Source organism: Bacillus nitroreducens, assembly GCF_964021195.1.
In genome coordinates this window covers 1,120,024-1,136,590 of record NZ_CAXHYI020000003.1, presented here as the reverse complement: position 1 = coordinate 1,136,590, position 16,567 = coordinate 1,120,024, and the positions used below count along the sequence as shown (strand labels likewise).

The window sequence follows — 16,567 nt, the reverse complement described above, 5'->3', positions numbered from 1 at the left end:
CATATTTTTTAGATAAAGGTATTATCATAATAATCATTTTAATAGTTGTTCTCTTATTAAGAGTGGCAGAGGGACTGGCCCTATGAAGCCCGGCAACCATTCATATTTTCATTAATATGGAAAGGTGCTAAATCCTGCAAAATACAGTGTATTTTGAAAAATAAGAGAGGTAGTACTTTTCAAGTATAATTTCGCCTCTCACTTTTGAGAGGCTTTTTTAATTGTTAAAAGGAGGAATATGCCCCCTAAAATAGTCCCATTTAAAAAATGCGATTTAATTATAGTAATCTACTAAAAACATACTATTTAACACAAAAAAACAAACATTAGGAAAAGAGGAATTACACATGAAAAAATGGTTATTAACTAGTGCGGTAGTATTACTCATTTCGATCCTAGCTGCTTGCGGTAACGATTCAAATGAGTCCAAGTCGGAAAATGCAGAAGGCCTCCTAAGTGACGGCAAACTGCTTATAGGAGTGACAGCTGGTCCACATGAGCAAATTACAGAGAAAGTAAAAGAACTCGCTGCAAAAGATGGATTAGAAATTGAGATTAAAGTATTCACAGACTATGTAATGCCTAACGTTGCTTTAGATGAAAAAGAGATTGATATGAACAGCTTCCAAACAGAACCATTCTTTGAAGCAATGAAAGAAGACCGTAATCTAGACCTTGTTAAAGTGGCCGATACCATTACTTTCCCAATGGGAATTTACTCGACAGCCATCAAAGATATTAGTGAACTTAGTGACGGTGCAAAAATCGGATTACCAAGTGACCCCACCAATAGCGGACGTGCCCTTTTATTATTTGAAAAAGCTGGATTACTTAAATTAAAAGAAGGTTCTGGCCTAAATGCAACTGTACGAGATATTGTTGAAAACCCTAATAATTACGAATTCATAGAACTAGATTCAGCACAAATTGCTCGCCAATTAGATGAACTAGCAGCAGCTGCTATTAACACTAACTTTGCAATGGAAGCAGGATTTGTTCCTGCAAAAGATGCTATTTTTATGGAATCGAAGGATTCACCTTTTGCTAACCTAATCGCTGTTAGAACAGAAAATAAAGATGATGAAGCCATTGAAAAGCTTCTAAAATATTATCATTCAGACGAAATCAAGAAGTATATAGAAGAGGAATTTGAAGGTTCTCTTATTCCTTCTTGGTAAAAAATATAATTTTTTTGCAAATGGAGCGATTTGTTAATAATCGCTCCTTTCATGCTAATATGGCTTAACTTTATTTGAGTAGAAACTCCCCTACTTTAATAAGGGAGATGAATGAAGAATAGGTCTACAATTGGATAGGAGCAAGCCCCAACCGAAAGGAACTCAGAATAAGAATGCCACTTCCTGTGGCAACGTCTTTGTGACCCACAATGTGTGGGCCTAAAAACTGGGCACAAATACACCACGGCGCATTTGAATAAATAAGGAGTGACCTTGCAAATGATCGAACTAACTGGAATCTCGAAAAGTTTTACTGGAAAAAAAGGTTCAATTGATGCATTAAAAGATGTTTCAATTTCAGTTAAAAAAGGCGAAATATATGGTGTCATTGGATATAGTGGTGCAGGTAAAAGTACGCTCATTCGGTGCGTGAACTTATTAGAAAAACCTGATACAGGATCTGTACTCGTCAATAATGTGGATTTAACAAAGTTATCGCCTAGAAAACTTCGTGAAGCTCGCGGTAAAATCGGCATGATTTTTCAAGGGTTTAATTTATTGAAAACAGCTACTGTTTATGAAAACATCGCTCTTCCACTTAAATTAACTGGCTTAAGCAAGCAGCAGGTTGAAGAAAGAGTAACAAAATATTTGAAGATTGTTGGACTTGAAGAAAAACATCACTCCTACCCTTCTGAACTATCGGGTGGACAAAAGCAGAGAGTTGCTATAGCACGTGCACTTTCTCATGAACCTGAAGTCCTCTTAAGTGATGAAGCGACTAGCGCCCTAGACCCCGATACTACAGAAGCCATTCTTGATTTATTATTAAAAATTAATCGTGAACTGGGAATAACGATTTTACTCATTACCCATGAAATGAATGTCATACAACGAATTTGTGATCGTGTCGCAGTCATGGAAAATGGTGAAGTGATTGAAGAAGGAAAAACAAGAGACATCTTCACTTCTCCACAACATGCAACAACCAAAAAATTTGTAAATAGCCTATTTTCACATAATATCCCTAATGAAATGCTGACAAAGTTGAAAGAAACGGGTCATGTCGTTTCCCTATCTTTCTTTGGAGAATCTTCAGGGGAACCCACACTTGCTTTGATTAGTAAAAAATTTGATGTGTTTCCGAACATCCTATCAGGAAGCATTACTCAATTAAAAGACGAGTCATTTGGCCAGCTCTTGATTCACTTAAAAGGTGATGTCAAAGAAATTGAAAAAGCAGTCTCATTCTTAAAAGAACAACAGGTACTGGTAGAAGGAGTGAATATAGAAGATGGAAAAAATAAACGAGTTTCTTGAGCTTTGGGGTACTGATTTATGGGAGTCTACACTCCAAACCTTTCAAATGGTAGGAATTTCTCTAGCTTTTTCTATATTAATCGGATTACCACTCGGGATCTTACTAGTTGTAACTCGACCAGGAAAAGCTTTGGGGAATAAATATGTCTACCAAGTATTAAATGTTATTATTAACATCATTCGTTCCATTCCATTTATTATCCTATTGTTCTTTATTCTTCCTTTTACAAAGTTAATTGTAGGTACATCAATCGGTGTTAAAGGAGTCATTGTTCCTTTAGTGGTATACACCGCACCTTATATTGCACGATTAATGGAAACGGCTTTATTAGAAGTGGACCGTGGTGTAATTGAAGCTTATGAAGCAATGGGAATAAAAACAAGACATATCATTTTTCATGTCTTAGTTAGAGAATCACGTTCATCTATCGTTCTCGGTTTAACAATTGCTACAATAGGATTAATTGGTGCTACAGCCATGGCTGGTTTAGTTGGCGGTGGAGGGCTTGGTGACCTTGCCTATCGTTATGGACATCTTCGTTATGAAGTCGATGTTATGTATATAACGGTTATCCTTTTAATCATCCTTGTCCAAGGACTACAATCAGCAGGAAATCGTATTGCAGCACGATTAAAAAAAGATTAATAATTGTATTTTATAAAAACCTAGCGCAAGCTAGGTTTTTTTATGAATGCAATCGATCGTATTACTTTTTAACAAACTCAGATTTCAATTTCATCGGTCCAAAACCATCAATTTTACAATCGATGTTATGGTCTCCTTCTACTAATCGGATATTTTTCACTTTAGTGCCTTGCTTGAGAACAGATGAGCTTCCTTTTACCTTAAGATCTTTTATAACAGTTACGGTATCCCCATCATTTAATAAATTGCCATTTGCATCTTTGACAATCATTTTATCTTCATTTGTTTCAGCATCTGCTTCTAACGACCACTCATGGCTACACATTGGACAAACGTAAAGCGCCCCATCCTCATATGTATATTCTGAATTACACTTTGGACAATTTGGTAGATTACTCACTACATTTCCTCCTTGTAAATATTCAAATCTTCAAATATATATTAACATACTTTCCACTCCATTTTTTAAAAGCAGGATAAAAGTCATCCGTAGTTAGTTTGAACAATCATCCTTTGAAATACTTTTGCAATATAATTGCCACGGATGAAACCAAATTAACACTTCCTTGTTCTTTTTCTACAGAAAATCTATGTTACGATTAGTTAAAATTAGCAACTAAAGAAATTGGAGGGTAAAAGAATGCTTAAAAAAATATTTACCATTTTGGCAGGTACAGCACTCTCATTAACAGTAGGCGCAAATGTACAAGCGTCAAATATTACCGTAGAAAAAGGCGATACTCTTTGGGATCTATCTCGCGAAAATAATACATCCGTAAAAAATATTAAAATGGTGAATCAACTATCTACTGATCTTATTCACCCAGGTGATATTCTAAACGTAGCAGCACCAAAACAATATACAGTGAAGCAAGCAGATACATTATGGGACATTGCAAGAGAATATCAAGTTACAGTATCACAAATTCAAGAATGGAATCAGTTACATACAGATCTTATCCATCCTGGGTTAAATCTAGTAATCTTTGAAGGAGCAAAAACCGTTGCTACTGCAAAACCTGCAAAAACAGCAAAACCAACACAAACAACTGCAGCAGTAGTAAAAGAAAAGACTAACACAGTTACAACTCCTGAAAAACAAACAAAAAGTACACCTGTAAAACCTGCAACAGTCACACCAAAGGAAATTAGTAAAACAGAAGAATCAAAGAAAGAAACAAACAAAGTTGAAGAGCCTAAGAAGGAAAATAACCAAACTACGTCAACTGAAGCAAATGCAAAAGAAATTACCGTAACTGCTACAGCTTATACGGCTACATGTGACGGTTGTTCTGGTATTACATCAACTGGAATAAACCTATTAGAAAACCCAAATGCGAAAGTCATTTCAGTTGACCCATCCGTTATCCCTCTTGGTAGCAAAGTACATGTAGAAGGTTATGGAGAGGCTATTGCTGGAGATACTGGTGGAGCCATTAAAGGAAAGAAAATTGATGTATTTATTCCAAACAAACAAGATGCGATCAATTTCGGTGTAAAAGAAGTTAAGGTAACTATCTTAGACTAGTGAAATTAAGAATTACAGATTAGAACACTGCATAGCTAATTTTGCAGTGTTTTTAATCTACTATAAAAAAGCCACAAAACGTGGCTTTCAGACTGTTAACAAACGCTCGCATCCTTCGTTGCCAACCTCACTCGTCCGCTCATGAAGGCAACTTCTATTCGCGTCTTCGTTCGGTGAGCGCATCTTGTCTGACAAGCGTTTTCAAGACAGTCTGGGAAAGTGAATCTTACTAGCGTTTCCTATAAAAAAGAGTGTAGACAAAGTCATGTTTGACTTTGTCTACACTCTTTAAAACCATGAAACGTGGCTTTATAAACTTTTATTTAATCATTTCCGCATGGTCCAAATGTTTCAATCGAACCTGGTTTAAAATAAGTGCTCCAATCATTTGAATGATTGTCTTCACGATAATTTGTCCTAATATAGCAGCTGGTACGGCTTCCCAAGGTAGAATATTCGCACCAAGTGGACTTAAACCAATGATCACGAATATAACAGAGTCCAGAAATCCCCCAACGATTCCACTATAAAATACGCGCCAAGCGATTGGTAGTCTTAATCTCGTATAAATTTCTGTGTCTGCAGATTCAGATACAACGAATGAAACGGCTGAAGCCACAACGATTAATAGTGTATCTCCTAGCATGAACGATACCAATGCGGATAAAACTAATGCAATAAAAATAAATAAATACGTTTTTGATCTCCCATATTTATTTTGTACAAGGTCCCTAAGAATAAAAGTTGCTCCAACTAACAGCGTACCCATGGGAACAATGAAAATTCCAAACTGTAAAGGAGCAAGTGCTGCAGTTACCACATTCGCGGCAACAATCGATAACAAATAAAATAGTATTCTCATCATATGATGTCTCCTCTATGTTGAGTATTTGATTTCGCTAAATAGAAATCTTCAAGTCCCTTTTTTCGTAGTTTACAAGCTGGGCATTCCCCACAGCCATCTGCCATAATACCGTTGTAACAAGTTAACGTTCTTTCGCGAACAAATTCCAATGCTCCAAGCTGATCAGCAAGCTCCCAAGTCTGTGCTTTGTTCAGCCACATTAACGGTGTTTCAATTACAAATGTATCATCCATCGATAAATTTAACGTTACATTTAATGATTTCATAAAAATGTCTCGGCAATCAGGATAACCACTAAAATCTGTCTCGCTAACTCCTGTCACGATGTACTTTGCACCTACTTGACGAGCTAACACACCTGCGAATGAAAGGAAGAGTAGATTTCGTCCAGGCACAAAAGTAGATGGTAACTCGCCATCCGTTCCCTCTTCTACCTTAATTTCTTGTCGTGTTAAGGCGTTTGGGGCAAGCTGATTCAGGAGTGACATATCGAGAATATGATGTTTGACTCCGAGCTCAGCTGCAATTTCCTTCGCACATTCGATTTCAAGATGGTGTTTTTGACCATAATTAAACGTTACCGCTTCAACCTCTTCATAACGCTTTTTTGCCCAAAAAAGACATGTTGTGCTATCCTGACCACCACTAAAGACAACGATTGCTTTTTCCCGCTTCATCATTTGACCACCTTTTACGCAAAAACAGCACTCTAAGAAAAGTGCTGTTTCCTTAGTTTTTTTAAGAGGGTAGCTAAAAACCTCTTTCTTCATTTGTAAATTTCTTATTAACGATTATCTATTTTTTCTGGGTTCAAATCATGGTTCATTAATCGATGATTTGCCATTTCTTCATATTTCGTTCCAGGCTTTCCGTAGTTACACCATGGATCAATTGAGATACCTCCACGTGGTGTAAATTTACCCCATACCTCGATGTATCTAGGGTCGAGAAGTTTAATTAAATCATTCATGATAATGTTGACACAATCTTCATGGAAATCCCCATGGTTTCTAAAGCTAAATAAATATAACTTTAATGATTTACTTTCAACAAGTTTTTTATCAGGTATATATGATATATATATTGTCGCAAAATCAGGTTGATGAGTAAGTGGACAAAGACTAGTGAACTCAGGGCAATTAAATTTCACAAAGTAATCACGATTTGAATGGAGATTATCTACTGCCTCAAGTATTTCTGGTGCATATTGAAATAAATATTGTGTATTTTGATTACCTAATAATGTCAAGTCCTTTAATCCTTCTTCGTGGCTTCGGCCAGACATAAAAAAACCTCCTTGCAAATGTTTCCCAAGCATTCTCAAGAGAGGTATCGCCAATCATTCTATAAAAAATACATATGTTAAAACAGAAAAAACCATATCCAATATGGACATGGCATTTGTCATGTTTCCATAGTTTTTTATAGAGGGTATCAGCTATGAACCTCTCCCGTATGCGACTGGGCATTCTTTATCTCAGTTCAATATATAACATTGAATCAAGAACGTCAAATGGAAAATTTTTATGGAACACAGGACAGTTTTACTGTCCCACCTTTTGATTCGTAACATTTTCATGGTCAACAGATTTTTTCTTACGATGACCAAGCCCAATATTTCCCCTAATAATACCACCTAATATGAGCACAACTCCTATCCACTGGATCCAACTCACTTGCTCTAATAAAATGAATGAAGACAAGGTAACGGCTACTGGCAGTTCGGAAGCAACTAAAATCGTCCCAAGTCCTGGTCCAATATGTGGCATCCCAATTGAAAACAACAGTGGTGGAAGAGCCACACCAAATAATCCAAGTAACAGCCCATATGGTGCCACACCCGATAGGACTGAGAAATCAAATAAAAATGTGGGTGGATATAAAGTAAAGACAACTATTAAAGAACCAGTAGACATGAGCGCACTTTTTTGTACTGGTGGGGTATCCTTCTCAATTGAACCACTTACAAAAATTGAAGTTGTAAATGAAAGAGAAGCTAGTAAGCCCCAAAGTATTCCTTCCCATGAAGGGATGGTCCCCTCTTGTGAAACAATGTTTGCAGCTAAGGCTGAACCAATTAGGAGTATAATAATGGAGACAAGCTTTTCTTTGGTAGGCCGTTTTTTATAAAAAAACCATTCAAAAAGTGTCCCAATCCAGACAAATTGAAATAAAAAGATGATAGCTAAGGAGGCTTCGAGCCTCAGCAGGGATTGATAATAAAAAATACCAGTTAAGCCAAATGGAATACCCGCTATTACAATTTTTAAGATTTGTTGAAAAGTTAATTTTTTCTTTTTCGTAAAAAGAAAGAAAATCCAAATAAGGACTGCCCCGAAAAAGAATTGCCCTCCAGTCACATGAGAAGTTGAAAAGTTAGCTGAGTAAGCCAGTTTAACAAATGTCGATAAGACTCCGTAACAACATCCACCCAAAAACACAATTAATGCATAATGCCAAGATTTCAACACCTTTCCCTCCCTTTTTACATAACAAAAAGCCACACAACTCCCAACAGGAAAATTGTGTGGCGAAAATAGAATAGTTCTAGAAAAATCCACAACTAAAAAGTTTTAGTATTCATTTCCACTTCAGTATAGAATCAGCCATGTATTTTTGTCAATAAGTATTTTTCAGAGTGGCATTCTCTATTTGTTATTAAAATAACATTCCAGTTTAAACTTTTCTACCGGTACATGCTTATTATAAAAAACTACTCATTCCAAAAAACTTTTATAGTTATGATTGTATCTGATTCATCAGGATTTTATAAAAAGTAAAATAGCTGGTAAATCTAGCAAAAATATAAGGTTATTAGTATATTAATATAAAACCTCATTTATATTTTAATGGAGGAGAGAAAATGAAATCAAATATACAGGAATGGAAGAGTGGGCTAACGAATGGAATTCCAATTGCAATTGGTTATTTTACCGTTTCGTTTACCTTTGGTATTCTTGCCAAACAAGCTGGGCTGAATCCGTTTGAAGCGGTATTTATGTCTATAACTAATTTGACATCAGCTGGACAGTTTGCTGGGCTCACCCTTATTGCTGGTGCCGCAACAATCTTAGAACTCGCTATCGCCCAGCTGATTATCAACTCTAGATATTTTTTAATGTCGTTTGCCCTTTCTCAAAAGATTGATCCAAACACATCCTTTTTCCATCGCACTGTCATGGCATACGGAATTACGGATGAGGTATTTGGGTTATCCGTTGCAGTTCCTGGAAAGCTTAGCCCTTATTACGCATACGGTGTGATGAGTGCCGCCGTGCCAGGATGGGCTTTAGGGACCTTGTTTGGGGTTCTTTCAGGTAATATTCTACCTCCAAGATTAATTAGTGCATTAAGTATTGCACTGTTCGGAATGTTACTTGCAGTGATAATCCCACCAGCAAAAGAGAATAAAATTCTTTTAGGGCTGATTGTCACTTCGATGATACTAAGCCTTGTCTTTTCAGCACTGCCAACACTATCGTCCATCTCATCAGGTGTTAAGATTATTATTCTAACAATCTTAATAGCAGGTATCGCAGCATTTGTCTTTCCGATAAAGGAGAATACATATGAATAGTACTATTAGTTATATCGTAGTAATGGCCATTGTAACCTATCTCATTCGAGTTTTGCCACTTACACTTGTCAGAAAAGAAATTAAAAATGTCTATATCCGTTCGTTTTTATACTATGTCCCATATGTGACTTTAGCTGTAATGGTTTTCCCAGCTATATTAGATGCAACTGCATCACCCTGGTCTGCCTTAGTTGGCTTTATTATTGCGATTCTTTTTGCCTACTGGGGCGCAAGCTTAGTAAGTGTTGCACTCTTGGCATGTTTATCGGTTTTTCTAGTGGAACTCTTCTTATACTGAGTTTGAAATAAATTCCAAGGATGACTATTAGGCGGTAATGAATATACCCCTAATGGTTCCTTCTTAACAGGATGGTCAAAACAAAGCGAATGGGCCCAAAGTGCAAGCTGCTGACCTGACCTATTTAGGTGTTCCCCATATTTTTGATCCCCAAAAATGGGATTTCCCATTGCCGATAACTGAACTCGGATTTGATGCGGTCTCCCCGTGTGGAGATTCACAGACAGCAGACTGAATCCTTTTTTCGACTCTATAATCTCATAATCTAGTACTGCTTTCTTACCATTTGGATGATGAGAAGAAACAACAAACACCTGATTCTTCCGTTTATCCTTATGAAGATAATGCACGAGTTGTCCCCTCTTCTTTTTAGGAGTTCCATGAACAACTGCAAAATAATTACGTTCTATCACATGTCTACGAATCAAATCTGATAATCGAGAAGCTGCCTTAGACGTTTTAGCAAATACCATGGCACCTCCAACTGGACGGTCTAGTCGATGTACAAGTCCCAAATAAACATTTCCAGGCTTTTGATATCGTATTTTTAAATCATTTTTTAAGATTGTTAACAAATCAAGGTCTCCACTACTATCTGCTTGCACAGGGATATTCATTGGCTTTTCTACTAAAAGCAGGTGATTATCCTCAAATAATACTGGGATTTTCATAGATTACTCTTCTCCTTAAGGCATATTGCATCTATCATATCATTTTAAATGAGTAATCACTAATTGCCCGTATATCCTTTATATGTATAAATCCCATGATTAATATCATAAAAAAACTAGCAACAAAACAATCTGTCGCTAGTCTTTTTTGGAAAATCTATTAAACAAGCTTATGCTCTTTGATAAAGTCGTTTAAGATATCTTTTAAATTTGGACTACTAATTTCATCTAGATCGTAGTGAACACGAGTACATGGTTTATTAATAGAAATAACGCGTGATAAATCAATCGGTGTTCCAATGATCACAGCATCACAGTCAGCCTTATTAATCGTTTCTTCAAGATCCTTTAATTGCTGTTCGCCATATCCCATGGCAGGTAGGACATTTTCAACATGTTTATATTTATTAAACGTTTCAACTAATGATCCTACTGCAAACGGACGTGGGTCAATAATTTCCGCTGCTCCTAATCGTTCAGCTGCAACCACACCTGCACCAAGCTTCATTTCTCCATGTGTTAATGTCGGTCCATCTTCAACGATTAACACACGTTTTCCTTTAATACTTTCAGGTTGATCAACTGTAATTTTAGATTCTGCTTTAATAATCGTGCTATTTGGGCTTGCAAATTTTATATTGTTTTCAACAGTTTGAATCGCTTCTTCTGTAGCGCTGTCCACTTTGTTAATAATCGCTACATCAGTTGTTCTTAGGCATACTTCACCAGGATAGTATTTAAGCTCATGGCCTGGACGATGTGGGTCCAACACAGTAATCGCTAAGTCTGGTTCGAAGAATGAGAAATCATTATTTCCTCCATCCCATAGGATGACGTCACAGCCATCTGGATCATTCTCAGCAGCTGCCAGAATATCCGCATAATCTACACCAGCATAAATAATATTTCCTCGAGCCACATGTGGTTCATATTCTTCCATTTCCTCAATCGTACAATTATGCTCTTTTAAATCTTCCACTGTCGCAAAGCGCTGAACACGCTGTGCATTTAAATCACCATATGGCATTGGGTGTCTTACAGCAACGACTTTTAAATTTTGTTCAAGTAATGTTTCAATTACTTTTCTTGACGTTTGGCTTTTTCCTGTACCAGTACGCACTGCACATACAGAAATAACTGGTTTATTGCTCTTTAACATTGTGCTGTTTGGTCCCAGCAATTTGAAGTTAGCACCTGCTGCATTCACAATTGCACCAACACCCATTACACTTTCGTAACTCACATCACTATACGCAAAAACACATTCGTCCACATGTAATTCTTTAATCAATTCTGGTAATTGTTCTTGTGAATAAATAGGAATACCCTCTGGGTAAAGTTCACCCGCTAATTCGCTTGGATATTTACGTCCATCTATATCTGGAATTTGTGTTGCTGTAAACGCAACAACATTATATTCATTATTATTTCTATAAAATGTATTAAAGTTATGAAAATCTCTTCCTGCCGCACCTATAATAATAATATTCTTTCTTTTCATAGCACTCTCTCCTATAATTGCAATAAGTTATTTATAATTATAATCCCGAATGCATAATAATACAAACTTTTTTTGTGATAGAATTTATTAAAATAGAATTTTAACATTAAATACATAATAAAAACGGCTATTCTAAGCCGTTTTTTTGTATACTTATGAAACTATTTATTATTTTACATAATTACGTAATGTCCCTATGCTCTCAACTTCCACAGTTACAACATCTCCTGACTTCATTGGACAACTACCAGAAGGAGAACCAGTAGCTAAAACATCTCCAGGCTCCAATGTCATCACCTTTGAAACCCAACTAATAAGATATGGTATAGATAGAGACATTTGATTCGTATTACCTTCTTGTACAACTTTTCCATTTAGAGTTGTTATGATTTTTAGATTCGTAGGATCTAAACCTGTTACAATCCAAGGACCCAACGGCCCAAATGTATCGAAACCTTTGCCCCGTGTGAATTGGGGATCCGTTTTTGTCAGGTCTCTAGCCGTTACATCGTTGAATACCGTACAACCAAACACATAATCTAATGCCTCTTCCTCCTTAATATCCTTCCCGCGTTTCCCTATAATAAGTGCCACTTCCCCCTCCATCTCTACCTGATTTGTTAAATTAGGAGAAGGAAGAATAATTTCCCCTTCGTTTGGGATCAATGAGGTTGTAGGTTTTAAAAATAAGAAAGGTTCTTTAAGATTGGCTTGTCCTCCTGTCTCTTTTGCATGTTCAGCATATGTCCAGCCAAAATTAATAATCTTATTCGGTTGTACTGGCTCTAAAATCTTTACCTCTTCGATCTTAACTTTCGGACCATCAAATTCTAACTGATTATTTATAATTTCTTGAAAGGTGCTGTTTAATTGTAAAATCTCTCCATCTTCTACGATTCCAAAACGCACTTCATCATATAGATTCCGATAACGAATGATCGTTTGCTTTCTTTGTAAAATCTTTTTGCTCACAACAACCACCTCCAGATATACTAATGCTCCTTTTCACTCTATAAATCTGTTATCTCCGTTTATGTAAACGCTTTATTTTACTAAAAAGGTAACACAGAGACAGCAACGGGTCAATCATTTCGCATAATGGGAATAAAATACATACTTTTTATTTTGTTCATAAGTTTCATGACGAGTATTTTTTTATAGAGTTATCTAATTTTAGGTGATTTTGCTTTTTTTACCGTTTTCCTCATAGTTACCTTTCCCTATCCTTTCAGGGAATGTTAAAACAGGTAATCGCAATGATTACCTGTTTCCTTGTTATCGATAAACGACGTTCGCTATTTTATTTGATGGGATCATATCCTACAACTGTCCAAATTCCAGTTGAATCCTGTCTTATTAGCCTCTTTAGGTAAACCCTTTTTATTGGTGTTTTCTCTCTAATCACTTCCACAATTGCTTCTTTGCCTGTATTTTCAATCATATGCAAGTCTGTTTCCTTTATTGGATATTCACCTTGAATACCTTCAGGTGAAATTTTCAGGCTTACAAAAACTTGAGCAGTAAATACTGGGTCTAGTTTGAATACAGAATGTCCAGAATCTGCGCTTTTCTGGTCATTTTCCTCAACCTCTAAATCGACTGGTACTTCGATTTGCCCCTTCTTCGTCTGTTCGTCTGGTTGAAGATTCACTTCTCCACTTATCAGATTCTCAATGAAATCAGCCATGATCTCAAGTTTCGAATTCCCTACGATCTCATACTCCAAATCTCCTTTTTGCCACCTAACCGAGTGAAGGTTTGTTGTTTGAGCATACGGCCCAAAATCTGCAAGGTTTTCACTACTTTCATTTAATGGAGAAAGAATTTCTGCCACTTGGTTATCGACTTTACCTAATATAGCATTGGAATTAGGGATAAATTCATCTGCTATCTTTTTTTGAACTAGGGTTACTATTTGATTTTGTGTTGGATTCATGTAATAAAGTTTCAAAGCACTCTCTTCAGGTATAACAGCTATTTTATCCAAAGTGAATCCTGTTGGTACATGATCTATTAACTTAGGAGTAAATGTGATGTATTCCATAGCCTCAGTCCAATTATTTAACACTTGCTCATTATTTGACACTATTTCTTCATAATTCTCTGGTACATCATACGTCAGTAATTCATTTGGAATCTCTTCAATTACTTCGAAATCCGTAAACGTTATTTTATATTGAATCGAATTGTACATTGTTGTTTCTTTTTGGATTGGTAGATTCGTTGCTTGATCAATCCATATTCGATACGGTTCTCCGCCTTGTGGGACTACCTCCAGAATCGTTGTATCTCTTCCTTCAATTGATTCTTCCCCAACAACCTTTGTAGAAAGTGCAAGTTTTACTTCCTCAATTTCATTTCCAAGTTCAAATGTAAATCGATATGGATCAGGAAATGTGTCGAGGACTTTTACTTGCTTCTTATCGGGAACAATCTGCCATTTCTTCTCTCCATTATTCACTGTTACTAACTCCTTATTTGCTCCCTGCTCACCTCTTGTAAAGTAATGGCCTTCTTTATTAGCCCATACATTCAATGTTGCCTGTGCTGTCGAGTCACCGTCAGCATTCGTTTCTACAATCTTTAGATTTCCATGATATGCCTTGACTTCTTGATACGCTTTCTCCATCGCATGTACGATTTCGGAGTTGTTTGTGAAAGGAAAGAAGAAACTAATTCCGATGGCAAACAACAAGATCGCAGCAATACTTGAAACACTTGTCATCCACATTCTCTTTTTCGAAGATTTTCCGTTCTTTCTACTCGTTTTCTTTTTAACTGTGTTTACTAAAGTTTCCTGATAGTCCTTCCCAGGCATACTAGGTTCTTTTAAGATACGAACTGTTCTCACCGTCTGATAAAGATCGTCTAATTCCTGATGATTTCTTGAGTTTTCATGTGCATTTGGTTTTTGTTCTGCATTCAAATTATCTATATAATCGGATAGTATTTTGTATTTGTCTTTCATCAATTGATTCCCCCATCTTCTTGAGCACTAAGTATTTCGGAAAGTTTTTGCAATGCTCGATATTGGATAACGCGTATGTTTGCATCAGTTTTGCCCATCAATTTTGCAGTATCTGCTACAGAAAAACCTTCTAGGATCCTTAGTTCTATTACAGTTCTGTGCTCTTCCTTTAGCTGATGTAGTGCCTGTTCAATTACCATTCTCTGTGCTCTTATTTCGGTAGCGTCATCCATCGCATGTTCCAATGGATTGATTATATCTAGATTTACATGTGTTCCTCTGCGCTTTTTTTTGCGCCATAGATCTCGAAGTATATTCATGGCAACAGTTTTTAAATAACCATTATATTTTTCTGGATGAACGCTTCTTTTTTGCAAAAACGGAATTGCTTTTACATATGTTTCTTGCGTTATATCCTCAGCTTCTTCACGATTTTGAACTTTAAAATATATAAATCGATATATTTTTTCCCAAGTGGTAGAACAAATCTCCTCAATGGAATGTAAGTCCGTATCGTGTTCATCTCTATTGGTGCGTTTCATGTCGGACATAAGACGTAACTCCTTTTTCCCTGGCCTAGGGTTTTTCACACTATTAAAAACGCTCATTAAAGCGAAAACGTTACAGTTTATTGAAATAAAAAACACCTTTTAACCCAAAAGTTGAGTAAATGAAGAAACTATTAGATTGTTTTTTCAAACAGATTCATAAATCGTTGAAAAATTGAGTATTTTTGCGATTTCATTAGTTTTTACCGCTTTCATTCCAGTATTTCCCTCGTTTCCGCCTTTTGTTCCCGTTTTCATAAACATTGAATGATTGACAATAGAGAAACTATAATATAAGTAACAAGTTAGAGAGGGGGACAACGAAATGAAAAAATTCATTAAACAATTTATTCAAGAGAACATTGAATTCTATGCAGATGCATACAAACGTTTAAACAGATAAGACCCAATTAGGAGCTATTCTAATTAGGTCTTTTTTTATGCCTTTTAAACCTTTACTTTTCCTCTATATAAATTCTCCTATCTAATCAAAAACTACTCTCCACTTCAACCTTATGAATTCCTTATTGCAATATCATCGAAACATTTGTTCACATTAGGGTTAGGAATTATAGTCCCAATTTACACTTAATGTATACATCTCAAATAAACACTAAAAAACAGCCTAATCAATTAGACTGCTTCTAAGTGAAACCCTCCATCTGTTATATATACCTTTACTTTTCAGTCCCTCAACTACTAGTCCTGTTTGTGAGATAAATCACAATTAAGAAATAGGTATAATGCTATCATTATTATTGTAATTAAAAATATTCGCCTAGAAATCGATTATATTCATCTCATAAAGGAGAATGTAAAATGGCTGAAGAAAAATTATCTGAACTCATTAGTCCTGAGGCTGTCATTAATTTTGAAAGTGGTGCAATAAAAGCAAGTACTTTGGATTCCATTATCAACCTATTACCTTTTGAAATGGGTTTTTGCGATGCTAACGATATTTTTCACTGGTATTCAAATAATCCCAACCGTGTCCATGGGCGTCGTAAAGAAGCAATTGGTCGCCATGTACTTGAGCTCCATCCAAAAGTGGCACATCACGTTGAAAAGTTGTTGACCGATTTCCGTTCTGGAGCACGCGACGAATGGGAGTTCTGGTTTCCGAAACGCTCTGGTGAAGAAACTGGTCAAATTTACCAAAAGTTCATGGCAGTACGTGATGAAAATGGAACGTACCTTGGTTGTATGGATGTAACGATTAATCTCGATCTATTCAAAGGAAAAGAAGGGAAACGCACCCCTGAAACGATTGATGAATTCTTAGCTGTTATGCCTGAATAAAAGTTTTTTTGAGTATCCGTTGAAGGGCACATTGGATCTCACTGATTCTATATGCCTTTCTATGATAAAAATTAAGGAAAGTCCTTTATAATCAATCCCGCTTCGTTTGATTGAATACCAAATAAACATGCATTATTCCCTTTTGGAACAATGCACCCTTATGTTAAA

17 protein-coding genes and 3 riboswitches are annotated in these 16,567 nt (G+C 36.2%); of the genes, 7 read left to right on the top strand and 10 right to left on the bottom strand.

All coding sequences use genetic code 11. From position 1 onward, the window contains the following. The first annotated feature begins 50 nt into the window (after positions 1 to 50). A riboswitch (SAM riboswitch) is annotated at positions 51 to 167 on the top strand. A 180-nt stretch (positions 168 to 347) separates the two neighbouring features. The 3 genes from ACWPVE_RS09430 to ACWPVE_RS09420 all read left to right on the top strand — a co-directional run bounded on the left by ACWPVE_RS09430 (position 348) and on the right by ACWPVE_RS09420 (position 3,144). Beyond that, positions 348 to 1,178, top strand: coding sequence for a MetQ/NlpA family ABC transporter substrate-binding protein (locus ACWPVE_RS09430; protein ID WP_453992735.1), 831 nt, complete (start codon positions 348 to 350; stop codon positions 1,176 to 1,178). 279 nt (positions 1,179 to 1,457) lie between these two features. After that, a complete protein-coding gene (locus ACWPVE_RS09425; protein WP_453992733.1) occupies positions 1,458 to 2,498 on the top strand; it encodes a methionine ABC transporter ATP-binding protein in 1,041 nt (346 codons plus the stop codon). After that, entirely contained in the window at positions 2,473 to 3,144 is a 672-nt protein-coding gene (locus ACWPVE_RS09420; RefSeq protein WP_453992731.1) for a methionine ABC transporter permease, read from the top strand. The genes ACWPVE_RS09425 and ACWPVE_RS09420 overlap by 26 nt, the downstream gene beginning before the upstream one ends. Positions 3,145 to 3,205: 61 nt before the next feature. Here the strand turns inward: ACWPVE_RS09420 and ACWPVE_RS09415 are convergent, their stop codons facing one another. After that, on the bottom strand, positions 3,206 to 3,544 hold the full coding sequence (locus tag ACWPVE_RS09415; protein WP_453992729.1) for a zinc ribbon domain-containing protein YjdM: 339 nt from the start codon (positions 3,542 to 3,544) through the stop codon (positions 3,206 to 3,208). Positions 3,545 to 3,784: 240 nt separating this feature from the next. Here ACWPVE_RS09415 and ACWPVE_RS09410 point away from each other — a divergent pair, with 240 nt between their 5' ends. Continuing rightward, on the top strand, positions 3,785 to 4,672 hold the full coding sequence (locus ACWPVE_RS09410; RefSeq protein WP_453992727.1) for a LysM peptidoglycan-binding domain-containing protein: 888 nt from the start codon (positions 3,785 to 3,787) through the stop codon (positions 4,670 to 4,672). Positions 4,673 to 4,991: 319 nt separating this feature from the next. Here the strand turns inward: ACWPVE_RS09410 and ACWPVE_RS09405 are convergent, their stop codons facing one another. From ACWPVE_RS09405 to ACWPVE_RS09390, 4 genes are all read right to left on the bottom strand, one after another. After that, positions 4,992 to 5,534: a VUT family protein gene (locus ACWPVE_RS09405; RefSeq protein ID WP_453997440.1), complete on the bottom strand. Its 543-nt coding sequence runs from the start codon at positions 5,532 to 5,534 to the stop codon at positions 4,992 to 4,994. Further along, complete coding sequence (queC, locus tag ACWPVE_RS09400) at positions 5,534 to 6,214, bottom strand: 7-cyano-7-deazaguanine synthase QueC (RefSeq protein WP_453992724.1); 681 nt, start codon at positions 6,212 to 6,214, stop codon at positions 5,534 to 5,536. Before queC ends, ACWPVE_RS09405 begins: the two co-directional genes overlap by 1 nt. 46 nt (positions 6,215 to 6,260) lie before the next feature. Further along, positions 6,261 to 6,304: riboswitch (PreQ1 riboswitch) on the bottom strand. Between the two features lie 17 nt (positions 6,305 to 6,321). Beyond that, a complete protein-coding gene (gene queF, locus ACWPVE_RS09395; RefSeq protein WP_453992722.1) occupies positions 6,322 to 6,822 on the bottom strand; it encodes a preQ(1) synthase in 501 nt (166 codons plus the stop codon). A 123-nt stretch (positions 6,823 to 6,945) separates the two neighbouring features. Next, positions 6,946 to 6,992: riboswitch (PreQ1 riboswitch) on the bottom strand. 89 nt (positions 6,993 to 7,081) lie between these two features. Next, positions 7,082 to 8,005 carry an EamA family transporter gene (locus tag ACWPVE_RS09390; RefSeq protein WP_453992721.1) on the bottom strand — a complete coding sequence of 308 codons (924 nt, stop codon included), beginning with the start codon at positions 8,003 to 8,005 and terminating at the stop codon, positions 7,082 to 7,084. Positions 8,006 to 8,400: 395 nt separating this feature from the next. Here ACWPVE_RS09390 and ACWPVE_RS09385 point away from each other — a divergent pair, with 395 nt between their 5' ends. Both ACWPVE_RS09385 and ACWPVE_RS09380 read left to right on the top strand, forming a co-directional pair. Continuing rightward, positions 8,401 to 9,114, top strand: a complete 714-nt coding sequence (locus tag ACWPVE_RS09385) for an AzlC family ABC transporter permease (RefSeq protein ID WP_453992719.1) — start codon at positions 8,401 to 8,403, stop codon at positions 9,112 to 9,114. Beyond that, positions 9,107 to 9,412, top strand: coding sequence for an AzlD domain-containing protein (locus tag ACWPVE_RS09380; RefSeq protein ID WP_453992718.1), 306 nt, complete (start codon positions 9,107 to 9,109; stop codon positions 9,410 to 9,412). Before ACWPVE_RS09385 ends, ACWPVE_RS09380 begins: the two co-directional genes overlap by 8 nt. On the opposite strand, the gene ACWPVE_RS09375 is transcribed toward ACWPVE_RS09380, so the two are convergent. The 5 genes from ACWPVE_RS09375 to ACWPVE_RS09355 all read right to left on the bottom strand — a co-directional run bounded on the left by ACWPVE_RS09375 (position 9,334) and on the right by ACWPVE_RS09355 (position 15,103). Beyond that, positions 9,334 to 10,083: an RluA family pseudouridine synthase gene (locus ACWPVE_RS09375; RefSeq protein WP_453992716.1), complete on the bottom strand. Its 750-nt coding sequence runs from the start codon at positions 10,081 to 10,083 to the stop codon at positions 9,334 to 9,336. The two genes, ACWPVE_RS09380 and ACWPVE_RS09375, sit on opposite strands and share 79 nt — an antisense overlap. 160 nt (positions 10,084 to 10,243) lie before the next feature. Then, positions 10,244 to 11,584: a cyclic 2,3-diphosphoglycerate synthase gene (locus ACWPVE_RS09370; RefSeq protein ID WP_453992714.1), complete on the bottom strand. Its 1,341-nt coding sequence runs from the start codon at positions 11,582 to 11,584 to the stop codon at positions 10,244 to 10,246. 168 nt (positions 11,585 to 11,752) lie between these two features. Further along, the gene (locus ACWPVE_RS09365) at positions 11,753 to 12,556 is read right to left on the bottom strand and encodes a fumarylacetoacetate hydrolase family protein (protein WP_453992712.1); all 804 of its coding nucleotides are present in this window, start codon (positions 12,554 to 12,556) and stop codon (positions 11,753 to 11,755) included. Between the two features lie 328 nt (positions 12,557 to 12,884). After that, positions 12,885 to 14,552 carry a LolA family protein gene (locus ACWPVE_RS09360; RefSeq protein WP_453992710.1) on the bottom strand — a complete coding sequence of 556 codons (1,668 nt, stop codon included), beginning with the start codon at positions 14,550 to 14,552 and terminating at the stop codon, positions 12,885 to 12,887. Further along, a complete protein-coding gene (locus ACWPVE_RS09355) occupies positions 14,552 to 15,103 on the bottom strand; it encodes an RNA polymerase sigma factor (protein ID WP_453992708.1) in 552 nt (183 codons plus the stop codon). Before ACWPVE_RS09355 ends, ACWPVE_RS09360 begins: the two co-directional genes overlap by 1 nt. An 816-nt stretch (positions 15,104 to 15,919) precedes the next feature. Between ACWPVE_RS09355 and ACWPVE_RS09350 the strand changes: the two genes are divergently transcribed. Then, positions 15,920 to 16,399, top strand: coding sequence for a PAS domain-containing protein (locus ACWPVE_RS09350; protein WP_453992706.1), 480 nt, complete (start codon positions 15,920 to 15,922; stop codon positions 16,397 to 16,399). Positions 16,400 to 16,567 lie beyond the last annotated feature (168 nt).